Origin of the sequence: Natrarchaeobius oligotrophus (genome assembly GCF_003841465.1) — an archaeon.
Taxonomy (GTDB): domain Archaea; phylum Halobacteriota; class Halobacteria; order Halobacteriales; family Natrialbaceae; genus Natrarchaeobius; species Natrarchaeobius oligotrophus.
On sequence record NZ_REFZ01000017.1, the window covers coordinates 39,069 to 52,709 of the forward strand.

Annotated in this window: 13 protein-coding genes; 9 read left to right on the forward strand and 4 right to left on the reverse strand. The window is 64.1% G+C overall.

Annotated features, from left to right (window positions below; translation table 11 throughout):
• Nucleotides 1–18 precede the first annotated feature (18 nt).
• From mce to EA472_RS18045, 3 genes are all read left to right on the forward strand, one after another.
• Nucleotides 19–402: a methylmalonyl-CoA epimerase gene (gene mce / locus EA472_RS18035; RefSeq protein WP_124192901.1), complete on the forward strand. Its 384-nt coding sequence runs from the start codon at nt 19–21 to the stop codon at nt 400–402.
• Nucleotides 403–491: 89 nt separating this feature from the next.
• Entirely contained in the window at nt 492–2,804 is a 2,313-nt protein-coding gene (locus tag EA472_RS18040; RefSeq protein ID WP_124192902.1) for a catalase, read from the forward strand.
• Nucleotides 2,805–3,114: 310 nt separating this feature from the next.
• Complete coding sequence (locus EA472_RS18045) at nt 3,115–3,801, forward strand: helix-turn-helix domain-containing protein (protein ID WP_124192903.1); 687 nt, start codon at nt 3,115–3,117, stop codon at nt 3,799–3,801.
• 627 nt (nt 3,802–4,428) lie between these two features.
• Here the strand turns inward: EA472_RS18045 and EA472_RS18050 are convergent.
• Complete coding sequence (locus tag EA472_RS18050) at nt 4,429–4,875, reverse strand: hypothetical protein (RefSeq protein WP_124192940.1); 447 nt, start codon at nt 4,873–4,875, stop codon at nt 4,429–4,431.
• A gap of 198 nt (nt 4,876–5,073) precedes the next feature.
• Here EA472_RS18050 and EA472_RS18055 point away from each other — a divergent pair, with 198 nt between their 5' ends.
• The 3 genes from EA472_RS18055 (at nt 5,074) to EA472_RS18065 (ending at nt 7,075) form a co-directional block, all read left to right on the forward strand.
• Nucleotides 5,074–5,805, forward strand: coding sequence for a GNAT family N-acetyltransferase (locus tag EA472_RS18055; protein ID WP_124192904.1), 732 nt, complete (start codon nt 5,074–5,076; stop codon nt 5,803–5,805).
• 80 nt (nt 5,806–5,885) lie between these two features.
• Complete coding sequence (locus tag EA472_RS18060; RefSeq protein WP_124192905.1) at nt 5,886–6,659, forward strand: NAD-dependent epimerase/dehydratase family protein; 774 nt, start codon at nt 5,886–5,888, stop codon at nt 6,657–6,659.
• Nucleotides 6,660–6,850: 191 nt separating this feature from the next.
• Nucleotides 6,851–7,075 carry a DUF7535 family protein gene (locus EA472_RS18065; protein ID WP_124192906.1) on the forward strand — a complete coding sequence of 75 codons (225 nt, stop codon included), beginning with the start codon at nt 6,851–6,853 and terminating at the stop codon, nt 7,073–7,075.
• A gap of 45 nt (nt 7,076–7,120) precedes the next feature.
• Here EA472_RS18065 and EA472_RS18070 read toward each other — a convergent pair whose 3' ends face one another.
• The gene (locus EA472_RS18070; protein ID WP_124192907.1) at nt 7,121–8,128 is read right to left on the reverse strand and encodes a glutathione S-transferase family protein; all 1,008 of its coding nucleotides are present in this window, start codon (nt 8,126–8,128) and stop codon (nt 7,121–7,123) included.
• A gap of 244 nt (nt 8,129–8,372) precedes the next feature.
• Between EA472_RS18070 and EA472_RS18075 the strand changes: the two genes are divergently transcribed.
• A complete protein-coding gene (locus EA472_RS18075) occupies nt 8,373–9,383 on the forward strand; it encodes a DNA methyltransferase (protein ID WP_124192908.1) in 1,011 nt (336 codons plus the stop codon).
• A gap of 358 nt (nt 9,384–9,741) precedes the next feature.
• Here EA472_RS18075 and EA472_RS18080 read toward each other — a convergent pair whose 3' ends face one another.
• Entirely contained in the window at nt 9,742–10,404 is a 663-nt protein-coding gene (locus tag EA472_RS18080; protein WP_124192909.1) for a potassium channel family protein, read from the reverse strand.
• A 207-nt stretch (nt 10,405–10,611) separates the two neighbouring features.
• Here EA472_RS18080 and EA472_RS18085 point away from each other — a divergent pair, with 207 nt between their 5' ends.
• Together EA472_RS18085 and EA472_RS18090 are read left to right on the forward strand one after the other, a co-directional pair.
• On the forward strand, nt 10,612–12,093 hold the full coding sequence (locus EA472_RS18085; protein ID WP_124192910.1) for an NCS2 family permease: 1,482 nt from the start codon (nt 10,612–10,614) through the stop codon (nt 12,091–12,093).
• 105 nt (nt 12,094–12,198) lie between these two features.
• Entirely contained in the window at nt 12,199–12,444 is a 246-nt protein-coding gene (locus EA472_RS18090; protein ID WP_124192911.1) for a glutaredoxin family protein, read from the forward strand.
• 148 nt (nt 12,445–12,592) lie between these two features.
• Here EA472_RS18090 and EA472_RS18095 read toward each other — a convergent pair whose 3' ends face one another.
• The gene (locus EA472_RS18095; RefSeq protein ID WP_124192912.1) at nt 12,593–13,564 is read right to left on the reverse strand and encodes a transcriptional regulator; all 972 of its coding nucleotides are present in this window, start codon (nt 13,562–13,564) and stop codon (nt 12,593–12,595) included.
• Nucleotides 13,565–13,641 lie beyond the last annotated feature (77 nt).

A 13,641-nucleotide genomic window follows, 5' to 3' on the forward strand; every position in this document is an offset into this window, starting at 1 on the left:
CTCCACGAACGGGCGTGCATGCACTTCGATCACGCAGGGATCGCGACCACCGACGCGCGCGAACTCGCCGAGCTGTACGGCGACCTCTTCGGACTCGAGACCGTTCACGAAGAGGAGTTCGACGGCATGTTGCTCGTCTTTCTCGACTGCGGTGACGGCTACGTCGAGTTGCTCGAACCGCTCGAGGACGGACCGATCGCGCAGTACCTCGAGCGACGCGGACAGGGAATCCACCACCTCGCGTTCGCGACCGACGACGCGGACCGGGCGCTCGAGCGCGTTCGCAACCGCGGCGTTCGGACGATCGACGACGAGCCGCGACCCGGAGCGTGGGGCCACTCGGTGGCGTTCGTCCATCCGGCCGACACCGGCGGGGTGCTGTTCGAGTTCGTCGAGCACTGATCACCGCCGGGGCTTGCAGTTCCATGCACAGCATCCAGTGAGTCCGGTGCGGTAGTCGCCGTGACCCGGTCGAGCCGGGAACGCCTACCATGACCACGGACGACGATCCAGAGCGCGGACGGGATGGAGCGGACGAACGAACGACGGAGGAGAGGGACGATCCGTCGTCAGAGGGTGCCGACGGAACCGACTCGAGTCCGACGCGGGCCGACGGCTCGGGTTCGAACGAGGAGTCGCGGTCGGGAACGAGCGACGGCAGCGAGGAAATCGACGACGAGAGCAAGCGCCGACAGCTCGACGCGGTGCGCGAGAGCCCGGAGGGTGAGTACCTGACGACCGATCACGGCGTGCGCGTCAGCGACACCGACAACTCGCTGAAAGCGAGCGAGCGCGGGCCGACGATCATGGAGGACTTCCACTTCCGGGAGAAGATGACGCAGTTCGACCACGAGTCGATCCCGGAGCGAGTCGTCCACGCCCGCGGCACCGGCGCACACGGCTACTTCGAACCCTACGAGGACCCGGATCTCGAGGGGTTCGACGACATCTCCGAGCTGACGAAGGCGTCGGTGCTGACCGATCCCGACACGAAGACGCCCGTGTTCACCCGGTTTTCGACCGTCGTCGGATCGCGGGGATCGCCCGACACCGTTCGGGACGTCCGCGGGTTCGCTACCAAGTTCTACACGGAGGAGGGCAACTGGGACCTCGTCGGGAACAACATCCCCATCTTTTTCATCCAGGACGCGATGGAATTTCCGGATCTGGTTCACGCGATCAAACCGGAACCCGACGACGGGACGCCCCAGGCGTCGGCAGCTCACGACACCTTCTGGGACTTCGCGTCGCTCAAACCGGAGATCACGCACATGATCATGTGGGTGCTGTCGGGCCGCGCGCTCCCGCGGGCCTACCGCATGATGCAGGGATTCGGCGTCCACACGTTCCGGCTGGTCAACGACGAGGGCGACGCACACTTCGTCAAGTTCCACTGGACGCCGGCGTACGGTACCCAGCAGCTCGTCTGGGACGAGACCCAGAAGATCGCCGGCAAGAACCCCGATTTCAATCGGATGGATCTCTACGACGTCATCGAGGAGGGGTACGAACCCGAGTGGGAACTCGGCGTTCAGATCTTCGACGAGGACGAGGCCGAGGCGTTCGACTTCGACGTCCTCGATCCGACGAAGATCGTCCCCGAGACCGAGGTCCCGGTCGAGCCGATCGGCCGGATGGTGCTGAACGAGACGCCGGACAACTTCTTCGCCGAGACCGAGCAGGTGGCGTTCCACCCCGGAAACGTCGTTCCCGGCATCGACTTCACGAACGACCCGCTGTTGCAGGGGCGACTGTTCTCCTACCAGGACACGCAGCTCAACCGGTTCAACAGCGCCAACTGGGACGAGATCCCGATCAACAGGCCGCTCGCGCAACGACACAACAACCAGCGCGCGGGCTTCATGCGCCAGGAAATCAACTCGGGGAAGGTCTCGTACAAACCGAACTCGATCGGCGACGACGAGCCCCGAGAAGCGTCCGCGGAGGAAGGCGGCTACGAGCACTTCGCCGAGAAGATCGACGGCAGAAAGATTCGAAATCGGTCGGAGAGCTTCAAGAACCACTTCGATCAAGCGCGGCTGTTCTGGAACAGCATGACCGAACCCGAAAAGCAAAACATCGTCGACGCCGCCCACTTCGAACTCGGCAAGGTCGACCGGATGGAGATCCGCGAGCGGATGGTGTACGACCTGTTCAACAACGTCGACCACGAGTTCGCCAAACGCGTCGCCGAGGGAATCGGCGTCGAGCCACCCGAAGCGCCGGGAGACGAGATGCCGGATCACGACGCCGAAGACCCCGCGTTGAGCATCAACGAGCGCCGCGACGCGGACTCCATCGAAACCCGAAAGATCGCGATCCTCGTCGACGACGGCTACGACGGCGACCACCTCGAGGCGGTCCGGTCGACGCTACAGGACGAGGGCGCTCGCGTGAAGGTCGTCTCGAAGGTGCTGGGCGACAAGGAAGCCGAAAACGGCGACGAGATCGAGGCAGACGAGAGCCACGTGACGACCCAGTCGGTGTTGTTCGACGCGGTCTACATCCCCGGCGGCGAGGAGAACGTCGAGGCCCTGCTCGAGCAGGGTGGCGCGAAACAGTTCGTCGCGGAGGCGTTCAAACACAAGAAGGCGATCGCCGCCGCCGGCGACGCGACGAGCGTGCTCGAGGCGGTGGAGCTGCCGGGTATCGACGTTGCGGGCGACGGGGACGGCGTCGTCTCCGAACACGGCGTCGTGACGATCGGCGACGGCGACGACCTCGAGGCGTTCGCCGAGTCGTTCGTCGACGCCATCGCCGAGCATCGCCACTGGGAGCGCGACCCCACGGAGCTTCCCGCCTGAGACGGTCCGTGTAGCGCCGCAATTCGGCTATCGTTGTTGCCGCTGTCCCGCAAGACGTGTCGCGGTCGCGCCGGGAGACCGGCCCGACAGCCCGTCCGAATCGCTTCGTCGCGACAGTCCGTCCGAACCGTTTCGTCGGCGAAAACGCGTCGCCCGAACGGCGGGCCGTGACGGGGGTTCGTCCTCCGTTTTGAAGCCCAACGTTAGCGAAACAGAGGATCAGTTTCGAGTGACACTCACGGCGATTGGGTGGCGGGAAAGGCTACCGGAAACCCAATTCGTCTATACGTCCTTGTGGTGGATTCGGGTGATGACGACGGTCGTCGAACTCGAGATTCCTGCCGATCGACTCGGATTCGCCCGGACGTTCGATCGCGTATCGACGTTCGAGTTCCAGATCGCGGGGCTGATCGGTGACGGACCGCCCCTGGTTCGAGTGTCGGGTTCCGATCGTCGGAGGGTCGAAGACGCGCTCGAGGAAGATCCGTCCGTGGACGTGATCGCCAGTTTGACCGGCGATCGAGACCGCGCCGAGTTCGGAGATGAGGAGGCCGATCAGTGGCTGTTCCGCCTCGAGTTTGGAGACGGAGTCAAGCTGTTCCAGGAGATCGTCACCGACAACGACGGGGCGATCCTCACGGCTCGCGGTCGGGACGCCTCCTGGTCGCTCCAGTTGCTCTTTCACGAACACGAGGCGGTGTCGGCGTGTCACGAACTGTTCCAGCGCTACGAGTTTCAGGTGAACGTTACGCGCGTCGCCGGCTTCGACGATCTCGACCGCGCTCGGACGCCGCTGACCGAAACCCAGTACGAGACGATTAGCGCGGCCCACGAACACGGCTACTTCGACGTCCCCCGCAGGATAACGCTCGAGGAACTCGCGGCCGAACTGGACGTCTCCCACCAGGCCCTCTCCGAGCGACTTCGGCGAAGTCACGCGGCCCTCATCAGCGCGGAGCTGTCGGAGGGGTTGACGCCGGCCAAGATCGACCCCTGAATCGGCTCGAGGGGGTGTCGACGGACGATCGAACGTCCGAATATCGCACCGGACGAATTCGGTCTGACGTGACGATCTATCGGTGCAACCGCGACTCCCCAGCGGTTGCACCGTGATGACGTACGACGCCGTTCCGATGGACCGCACGTTCGTTTCGGATCCAACACCAACCGTGCCCGTGCGGGCGGTTCGGTCGGCGACAACCGGTTCGATCGACGTCCGAAATCGACGCATCGGACGGAGTTCCCTCGATCCCGGGGACCAAAGTACTAACTCTTCAAAATAACTCGCAGATAGATGCATTATGTGGATATTAAAATGCAGTATCGGTCGATATAGCACGAACGATTAAGTTTATTATTGGACAGATACATAGACCATACGTCGGCATCGACGCCGACTCCGGTCGCATCGAATACGAAAACCCCTGTGAACGCCGGTGGATCACTCGTGCTCAATCAGCGCTTGCGGTCACTCGTGGCTGTGTGATCGTTCAGTGTGATCCGGCTCGGACCCGTCCCCCGCGTCGGGTCCAGCACCTTTTGTGAGACGAACCCGAACGCTCGAGCACCGCGTCCGTCGAAACGGACGGTAGTAGTGAACGCGCACACGGCGACGCGGCGACCGTCAGTCGGCGCGGGAACTGCGCGCGTTCGCGTCGTCGACCTCCTCGAGAACGCGATGGGCGTAGAACGCGACGGAGAAATCCTGCGGGCTCGGAATCGCGCAGGCGAGGAGGCCGATTGCGATCGCCGTCTCGAGCGACGAACCGGTCGAGACGACGTCGAACGCGACGAGTGCGAAGACCGGAACGGCGATCGACAGCGGTGCGAGCGCCGCGACTCTGAGGACCCAGGCCGGCTCCCGTCCCGTCGGGGACGGGTGGACGGCGGCCCAGGGGCAACTCGCGAGCAGGCTGACGAGTCCGTCGGTGCGGCCGGGGAAGTACGAGACGGTGTACTCGACGTCCGCGAGTCGGAGTACGACCGCGTGTGCCCACTCGTGAGCGAGCAGTCCGATCACGACCGCGAGGAGGAGTCCACCGACTGCGACCGCTTCGTCCGGTCCGATCATCGCTGTTCGTTCGGCGAGCGCTCGGTCAGCGAGCGCGAGATTCGGTTTTCGACGGGCATCCCACCGTTCGTCGAGATGAACCCCACGGTCAAATCCGGCCGGATTCATCTGTCGCACCATTATACCGCCGGCGGCGTCCCTCGCGAGTGGCCCCCGATACGACGAAACGTTAAGTTGCGTGGGCCGCCATTCCATACCATGGGACTCAGCGAACCACTCGAGTTCGGCCACGAGGACCGAAAGCGGATCTACGAGTACGTCGAACGGCAGGGAACAGTCGATCCGGAGGACGTCAGAGAGCGACTCGGGATCGACTCCGGCGGATTCAGACACCACGTCGCGATCTTAAAGCGAGACGGACGCCTCGAGGAAGAACGCGGAACGCTCAGGGTGACGATCGACGCCGGAGCCGAAGAGGAGTACGTCAGCGAGGACCTCGAGTTCCACATCCGACCGGCCAGACAGGAGGATCTCACGGGCATCGTTGGCGCGATCCGCCAGGTCGCGACCGAGAAGACGTACATCGAGGCCGAGTCCGTCGCCGACGAGATCGACCACGAGGAGACGCTGTTGCGACACAACGAACTCGAGTCGCGCATGTTCTTCGTCGCGACCGTCGACGACGAGGTGGTCGGCTGGGTCCACCTCTACGCGCCGGAACTCGAGAAGCTGAGCCACACGGCCGAACTCACCGTCGGCGTCCTCGAGGAGTACCGCGGCCACGGCATCGGGTCGCACCTCCTCGCGCGAGGACTCCAGTGGGCGGGTGCGAACGAGTACGAGAAAGTCTACCAGAGCGTTCCGTCCACGAACGAGGAGGCGATCGCCTTCCTCGAGGAACACGACTGGGAGATCGAGGCGGTTCGCGAGGACCACTACAAGCTGGAGGGACGCGACGTCGACGAAGTCATGATGGCGGTCGAGCTGTAGGGTCACGCCGCCGAGAACTGCGTCGACTACCGGAACGCGCCGGCCGGACCTATTTCCGCGCGGTCGGTGTCGACGCCCGTATGACCGACATCGCGATCACCGGAGCGTCGGGACGCGTCGGCAGGCAGGCGATCGAAGCGCTGTCGGACGGCGAACGCGACCTCGCGCTCTTTTCACACAGCGAGTCGGCGGACCTCGAGACGACGCCGATCGAGGTCTCCGATCGGGAGTCCGTCCACGACGCGCTCGAGGGGTACGACGCGGTGGTCCATCTCGCGGCGAACCCCGATCCGCGGGCCGAGTGGGACGCCCTGTCGGACCCGAACGTCGAGGGAGTCTACAACGTCTACGAGGCCGCGGTCGCCAACGATCTCGAACGGGTCGTGTTCGCGAGTTCGAACCACGCGGTCAACATGGGGAACGCGGTCTCGTCGATTCGACCGGAGTCGACGATCGGAACGCCGGAGGTCGTCCGTCCCGACGACCCGCCGGATCCGGACACCTACTACGGCGTCACCAAGGTCTTCGGCGAAGCGATGGGGTCGTACTACGCCAAGCGACACGGGCTGGACGTCGTTAACCTCCGGATCGGCTGGTTGCTCACCAGAGACGAACTGCGCCAGGAGTGTGCCGACCGCGACGGGGCTGGCGAGCGGTTCGCCCGTGCGATGTGGCTCAGCCCGGCCGACTGCCGGCGGGTGATTCGCGCCGCGGCGACCCACAGCCTCGAGCGGACGCCGCTTACCGCCCACGGAATCTCGAACAACGCCGACCGGTTTCTCTCGCTGACCGAAACGATGCTCGAACTCGGCTACCGACCGCGGGACGACTCGAACGAGGTTCTCGAAGACTGATACGGGCCGCCGTCCCGATGTGGGTGGGACCGCCGGGCGTTCGCGCTCGCACGGAGCCGACGGACGGCGGTCTCCACGGGGCGCGTCCGACGGCGAAATCCGAACGAGTCGATCGTCGAGGCGGCGCTCGGCACCGGCGAACGGGTGGGGCGATCGAAAGACCGAATATCGACACGTTCGTACCAGCGAACATGTCGCCGAAGGTGTCTCAGTCGACGGGGTACGCACCGAACGTTCAGATGTCGGCGTTCGGCTACGTGATGGCGATTATTCTCGTGATCGTCTTGTTGCCGATGTTGCCGATACTCGTCCTCGCGTGGATTCTCTGGAAGATTTTCGTCCCGGAGCAAGAGCACGAGTCGCGCTTTGAATCCTGGCGGACCGAGTCCGGAAAGCAGCCGTCGAACGCTTCTTGACGGACCGGCGCTCGAGCGGAGGCGACGTCCTCGAGACGGCTGCGTCTAATCGTCCGCACTCGCAGGGGCCAGATCCTCCGGCGGACCGCCGGGAAGTTCGTCGCGGTCGTGGGGCGCGTCGAGCGCGAGGTCGGGCCCGCGAGCGACGATCCGGTGGGGATTGACGTCGGGGTGAGTCGTGTAGTAGTGTTCTTTGATGTGTGCCATGTTCACCGTCTCCGCGACGCCCGGCGTCTGGTAGAGATCCCGCAGGTACGGCCAGAGGTTGTCGTACTCGCGGACGTACTGGACGTTACACATGAAGTGCGTGTGGTAGACCTCGTCGAACCGGACGAGCGTGGTGAACATGGCGACGTCGGCCTCCGTGAGTCGATCGCCCGCGAGGTACCGCTGGTCCGCGAGGACGTCGTCCCAGTGATCGAGCGCGTCGAAGAGGTCGTCGATCGCGTCGTCGTAGGGCCCCTGTTCGGTCGCGAACCCGGCGCGGTAGACGCCGTTGTTGATCGGTTCGTAGATTTCGTCGATGATCCGGTCGACCTCGTCTCGGTACCCCTCGGGGGAGAGGTCGACGTCGCGAGTCGCGACCGGGTCGAACTCGGTGTCGAGCATTCGCATGATCTCTCTCGACTCGTTGTTGACGATCGTGTCCTCGCGTTCGTCCCACAGCACCGGCACTGTCACGCGCCCAGTGACGTCGGGATCGGCTCTGACGTACAGCTCTCGCAGATAGTCCACGCCGTGGACCCGATCGCGCGTACAGCCCGCCTTCTCGGGCGTGAACTGCCACCCGTCCTCGTCGCGGTACGGATCGACCACCGAGACGCCGATCGCGTCTTCGAGGCCGTTCAGCGCGCGCGTTACGAGCGTGCGGTGGGCCCACGGGCAGGCGTACGAGACGTAGAGGTGGTACCGGCCCGCCTCGGGTCGTGCGTCGGCGTCCGGATCGTCGCGGACCCAGTCGCGAAACGTCGTCTCCTGGCGCTCGAACGAGCCGTCGCCGTCGGTCGATTCGTACGCGTCCGTTCGCCACTCGCCGTCGACGAGCATGTTCATACGCACCCTTGTGCTCGAGCGTACAAAGGGGCCCGCTAACGGTGGTGTCACCACCCGACGTGCGGCCGTGATCGGTCCGACACCGATCCGTGGGTTGCGCCACCGGCGATCGACGCCGACCGACGACCCGAGTTCCGCCGGTGTGGAGCGCGACGACCCGACTGACGCGTCACGTCGAGCCGACGGACGCGAAATCGCGAGAGACCGGCATTTATGCGATCACGGCCCCTTACGACGGACAGAGATGGCAGACGACGGGGAGCGTCACCGGCAGAGCCGGCTGTTTACCGACGACGACGGCGAGTTCGACGTCGAGCGCGCACGCGACGAATCGCTACCGATCGAAGACGGCGACGTGATCGACACCGACGAACTCGCAGATCACCAGCGCTACCTCGAGGGTCGCGGCATCTACGACGAACGAAACCGCGTCAACGACCTCACCGGCAGGGAGTGGAAGTACGCGACGAAGTCGGTGATCGATCGGGGCTATCCGCCGGACGTCCAGCACGACCTGCGCAGCGAACACGGCGGTCAGAAACCACCGCGGCTCTGTGCCGAGCTGATCGGTCGGTTCAGCAAAGCGGGTGACACCGTTCTCGACCCCTTCGCGGGCGTCGGCGGCACCCTCCTCGGGGCGAGTTTTTGCGAACACGAGGGAACCGGGCTCCGCGAGGCGATCGGGTTCGAACGAAACGACCGCTGGGTCGAACTCTACGAGACCGTCCTCGAGCGCGAAAACGACGAGCGGACGAGCCGCGGCGAGCCGCCCCTTGCAGCCCAGGAGATGCGCCACGGCGACTGCGCAGAGCTGATCACGGACGTCCCCGACGACTCGGTCGACCTCCTGCTCACCGACGTTCCCTACTGGCACATGGACGAACTCGAGCAAACGCGAAACGAGCGGGAGACCCGCGAGAGCAAACTCGGCGCGTTCGACGACGGAGCCGGGCGTCGGACGAAAGACGAGTGGCTCGCGGACATGGCGACGAAGTTCGACCGGTTCGCCGACGCGGTCGCACCCGACGGACACCTGGTCGTCTTCATCGGGGATATGTACCGTGAGCAGTCCTACGAGTTCCTCTCGGCCGATCTCGCGCGGGCGATCGAGTCGACGGCACCGGTGACGCTCGCGGCGAACCTGATCTGGTACGATCCCACGAAGGACCTCCACGTCTACGGCTACCCGTTCTCGTTCGTCCCGTCGATGGTCCACCAGAACGTACTCGTGTTTCGACCGAACGACGATCGATGACGGCGTCTGACTGACGTCATTCGATCGTCTGACGCGGTTTTATGGCAATCAGGTGTATTGTACTAACCGGCGCGCATCGTGTAACACCCCCATCCCCCGTCGCGCGCCGATTGCCGACGTCGGCAATCGCTGTCGACGGGCGCCGACGGCGCCGAACCGATTCGGCGACCCCGCGGCGTCCCGGCCGACGGCGTTCGTTCCGCTGGTGATCGAGAGACGACACCGTTGTGCCCGACTCGCATTCGGGCGATCGACTTTTCCAGTGGCGGTTACGGATTTGACGAGCCCGGCGGCTGGCCAGGAGTTCGAGGAGCGACGGTCGTCCAATCCGTTTCGACGCGAATGGCCCGTCCGTCGTTCAACCGCTCGCAGGCAGCAGACTCGAGCGCACCTCGTCGATGCGATCGGTTTCGGTGATGATGGCGACCTCGTCGCCCGCCTCGAGCGTGGTGCCGGGGATCGGAATCGTCAGCGATTCGCGGGGGCGTCCGTGGGCGTAGATTCGCGTCGAGTCGGGAAGCTCGAGCTCGCTTACCCGCTTTCCGACGGCCGGAGAGCCGTCACGGATCTCCAGTACCGTCAGCTGCAGGTTGGCCGCCAGGTCGGTGACGACGTTGAAGTCCCCGCCGAGCATAGCGGTTTTGGCTCCCGCCGCGCCGAGTCGCTCCGGGTAGATGATCTCGTCGACGTCTTCGGCGTACTTCGCGTAAATGTCCTCGCGATAGTCCTCGTCGATCCGGAGGACGGTCCGACAGCCGTGGTGTTTGCCGACCATGCAGGCAGCGAAGTTGACGTTGAGATCCGGGGTGAACGCGCCGATCGCGTCAGCAGCCGCGATGCCGGCGTCGACGAGAACGTCCTCGTCCGCGCCGTCACCCTGGACGGTCTCGAAACCCGCGGCTCCGGCGCGGTCGACGCGATCGGAGTCGGTGTCGACGACGACGGCTTCGTGGCCCTCCTCGTCCAGAATGCGTGCCGTTCGCGATCCGACACGACCGTACCCCACGATAACAAACTTCATGGGGAATGGGTACGCACTCCGACGTGAAATACGTTCGTCTCGAGCGACCGACGGACGTTCACCCGACCGTCCACGCCGGTCGACCGGGGCGGCGGACACCGTCCGGTTTATCGCACCGACACCACTTATACACGTACCTGTATACTCTGGTGGGCGCGGAGACAATAACTTTTAAATCATATCTGTATCTATGCTCGAACGTCCAACATGGGGGCTTCAGAAACGCTCGCGGAGTACTTCGGTTTCGACGAGTACGATACTGATTACCGAACGGAAGCGCTGGCGGGGGTGACGACGTTCCTCGCGATGGCGTACATCATCGTGGTCAACCCGGCGATTCTAAGCAGCGCGATTCTCTGGGATCACGACGCCGGCGAGTTCCAGAGCGAAGCGATGATCAACGGGACGACCTACGACGCAGGTCAAATCGTCCAGATGCTCGCGGTCGTGACGATTCTCGCTTCGATCGTGGCTATTCTCGTGATGGCGCTGTACGCGAACCGTCCGTTCGGTCTGGCTCCGGGAATGGGGTTGAACGCCTTTTTCACCTTCACCGTGGTCGTCATCCTCGGCGTGCCGTGGCAGCTCGCGCTCGCCGCCGTCTTCGTGGAGGGAATCATCTTCATCGCCCTGACCGCCGTGGGTGCACGGAAGTACATCATCGAGCTGTTCCCTGAACCGGTGAAGTTCGCCGTCGGTGCCGGTATCGGTGTGTTCTTGCTATTTCTCGGCTTGCAGGAGATGCAGGTCGTCGTCGCTTACGAGAGCACGCTGGTCACCCTCGGGAACGTTCTCGAAAGTCCCGTCGCCGCACTCTCGCTGGCCGGATTGCTCCTGACGCTGCTTCTGTACGCACGTGGCGTGCGGGGGTCGATCATCATCGGAATCGTGTTGACCGCGCTTTCGGGGTGGGTGCTTACGCTCGTCGGCGTCGTGGCACCCGACGTTCTCACGCCCGAGGGTTCCTACGAGGAGGTGACGTCCGACGGCCTGCTCTCGATGCTCGCATCCGTCCAGTACGACTTCACGCCGCTGTTCTGGGGCTTCGTCGAGGGACTCGGAATGATTACCGACGATCCGCTCGTCTTCCTGCTCGTCGTGTTCACGTTCTTCTTCGTCGACTTCTTCGACACCGCGGGAACGCTGATCGGCGTCTCGCAGATCGCCGGCTTCCTCGACGAACAGGGTGACCTACCCGAGGTCGAAAAGCCGCTGATGGCCGACGCAGTCGGCACCACGTTCGGAGCGATGATCGGAACCTCGACCGTGACGACGTACATCGAGTCGTCGACCGGTATCGAGGAAGGCGGACGGACCGGATTCACGGCACTGGTGGTTGGTGGACTGTTCCTGCTCGCGTTGCTCGTCGTTCCGCTGATAGCCGCGATTCCCCAGTACGCGACGTATCTGGCTCTCGTCGTCGTCGGGATCATCATGCTCCAGGGCGTTGCGGACATCGACTGGACCGACCCTGCCTGGGCGATCACCGCCGGCCTGACGATCACGATCATGCCGTTGACGACCTCGATCGCGAACGGACTGGCGGCGGGAATCATCAGCTATCCGCTCGTCAAATCCGCCATGGGCAACCACCGCGACGTCTCGCTCGGACAGTGGGCGCTTGCAATCGCGTTCGTCGCCTACTTCGTCGTCTACTTCGCGGTCGAGGCCGGAATGGTCGTCTTCTGATCGCGAGTAGCGTCACCTTCGTTCCGCCGTCTCGCCTCATGGGTGAGTGAAACATACCCACAGCCGACCGGTGCGTTCATAGGGAGCAATCGACTACTACGGCACATGTCAGACATTACGATGTACGAACTCCCGGGCTGTCCCTACTGCGCGAAGGTGCGTTCGAAACTCGACGAACTCGACCTCGAGTACGACGTCATCGAGGTACCGCGCTCGCACGACGAACGCACCGAAGTCGAGGAGGTCAGCGGTCAGACCGGCGTCCCCGTGATCACGGACGAGACAAACGACGTCGTCGGCATGTACGAAAGCGCCGACATCGTCGACTACCTCGAGGAGACGTACGCGTAGACGCTTCGTTCGGTATCCGCGATCCGTCGATCGATCAGGCCGAGTATTCGTTCGACCGTCGATACCAATTCGCCCGCTCGTCGCTCGAGACCGGCCGGTCCGTTCGTGACAGACCCGAGAAAATGATTCTAACGCCGCTTCGAGCCGCCTACGCCGCTTCTTCCTGCTCTGCGCGCTCGCGGATGACGTCCCGAAGGTCGTCGGCGTCACGAAACGTCTCGAGTTCCTCGCGTTCGACGAGCGCGGTACCGTCGACCGAGTCGCGTTTCGCGCGGTCGACGACGTAGACGGACTGGGTCCGGGTGACGCGGCTGATCGAACTCATGATCCGGGCGCGTTTCTCGGCGGTCTTGGTGAACTCGGAGTGGCCCGTGAGGACGACGTCCTCGTCGACGTCCTCCTCGTCGCGACTGACGGCCTTGAACGGCGACCGAATCGTCGGGTGGACCCGGTAGCCGGCACGCGTGAGTACGGTGACGACCTGTTTGTCGTCCGGATCGGCCTCCGGATCGTCCGGCGTCGACTCGGTCTCGTGGACGTCGTCTGCACCCTCGAGGACGTCGACGGGACTCGTCAACGGCGCGTCGAACAGCTCCTGAAGCGCCATCGCGACCTCGACGGAGGCGTTCATCCCGTCTTCGTACTTCGAGACGGTGCGTCGCGAGACGCCGAGTTCGTTCGCCAGCTGACCGAGACTCCAGTCGCGGTCCTCGCGCTCGTCGGCGAGCAGGTCGCCGTCGATGTTGACGTACAGTCCGCCGGGTGCCGCGTAGATCAGCGGCGGGACGTCCTCGACGAACAGGTTGTACGCGGTATCCGGACTGAGGACGGGAACGCCGTGGCGGAAGTAGACGACGTCGGGTTTCAGATCCTCGTCACGACTTCGCAGACCGAGTACGAGCGGCGTCGCCTCGAGATAGGTGCCGAGACGGCGCATCTCGTGGCCGGTCGCCTCGTTGAATGCGTCGATGTTCCCGAGAATCTTCACGAGAATGAGGTCATCGCCGCGACGAGCAGCGACGTCGAAACTCTTCGGACGGATCGCACACCGGTCGCTGACCACGAATCCCGCATCCTCGAGCATCGCGGTTACGTTTCCGACCAGTGCGGAGCGGGACATAGAAGTATGTAAGCAACTCCTCATATAAGAGCGTTGCCCCGGAATGTCCGGAAGCTGTCTCCGAATTCGAGTCGTCC

What these genes read in the sequence shown, in the direction of transcription:
- EA472_RS18080 (WP_124192909.1), bottom strand. Translation starts at nt 10,404, where the DNA reads ATGAAGTTTGTTATCGTGGGGTACGGTCGTGTCGGATCGCGAACGGCA.
- EA472_RS18050 (WP_124192940.1), bottom strand. Translation starts at nt 4,875, where the DNA reads ATGATCGGACCGGACGAAGCGGTCGCAGTCGGTGGACTCCTCCTCGCG.
- EA472_RS18045 (WP_124192903.1), top strand. Translation starts at nt 3,115, where the DNA reads ATGACGACGGTCGTCGAACTCGAGATTCCTGCCGATCGACTCGGATTC.
- EA472_RS18085 (WP_124192910.1), top strand. Translation starts at nt 10,612, where the DNA reads ATGGGGGCTTCAGAAACGCTCGCGGAGTACTTCGGTTTCGACGAGTAC.
- EA472_RS18090 (WP_124192911.1), top strand. Translation starts at nt 12,199, where the DNA reads ATGTCAGACATTACGATGTACGAACTCCCGGGCTGTCCCTACTGCGCG.
- EA472_RS18095 (WP_124192912.1), bottom strand. Translation starts at nt 13,564, where the DNA reads ATGTCCCGCTCCGCACTGGTCGGAAACGTAACCGCGATGCTCGAGGAT.
- EA472_RS18075 (WP_124192908.1), top strand. Translation starts at nt 8,373, where the DNA reads ATGGCAGACGACGGGGAGCGTCACCGGCAGAGCCGGCTGTTTACCGAC.
- EA472_RS18040 (WP_124192902.1), top strand. Translation starts at nt 492, where the DNA reads ATGACCACGGACGACGATCCAGAGCGCGGACGGGATGGAGCGGACGAA.
- EA472_RS18065 (WP_124192906.1), top strand. Translation starts at nt 6,851, where the DNA reads ATGTCGCCGAAGGTGTCTCAGTCGACGGGGTACGCACCGAACGTTCAG.
- EA472_RS18060 (WP_124192905.1), top strand. Translation starts at nt 5,886, where the DNA reads ATGACCGACATCGCGATCACCGGAGCGTCGGGACGCGTCGGCAGGCAG.
- mce (WP_124192901.1), top strand. Translation starts at nt 19, where the DNA reads ATGCACTTCGATCACGCAGGGATCGCGACCACCGACGCGCGCGAACTC.
- EA472_RS18055 (WP_124192904.1), top strand. Translation starts at nt 5,074, where the DNA reads ATGGGACTCAGCGAACCACTCGAGTTCGGCCACGAGGACCGAAAGCGG.
- EA472_RS18070 (WP_124192907.1), bottom strand. Translation starts at nt 8,128, where the DNA reads ATGAACATGCTCGTCGACGGCGAGTGGCGAACGGACGCGTACGAATCG.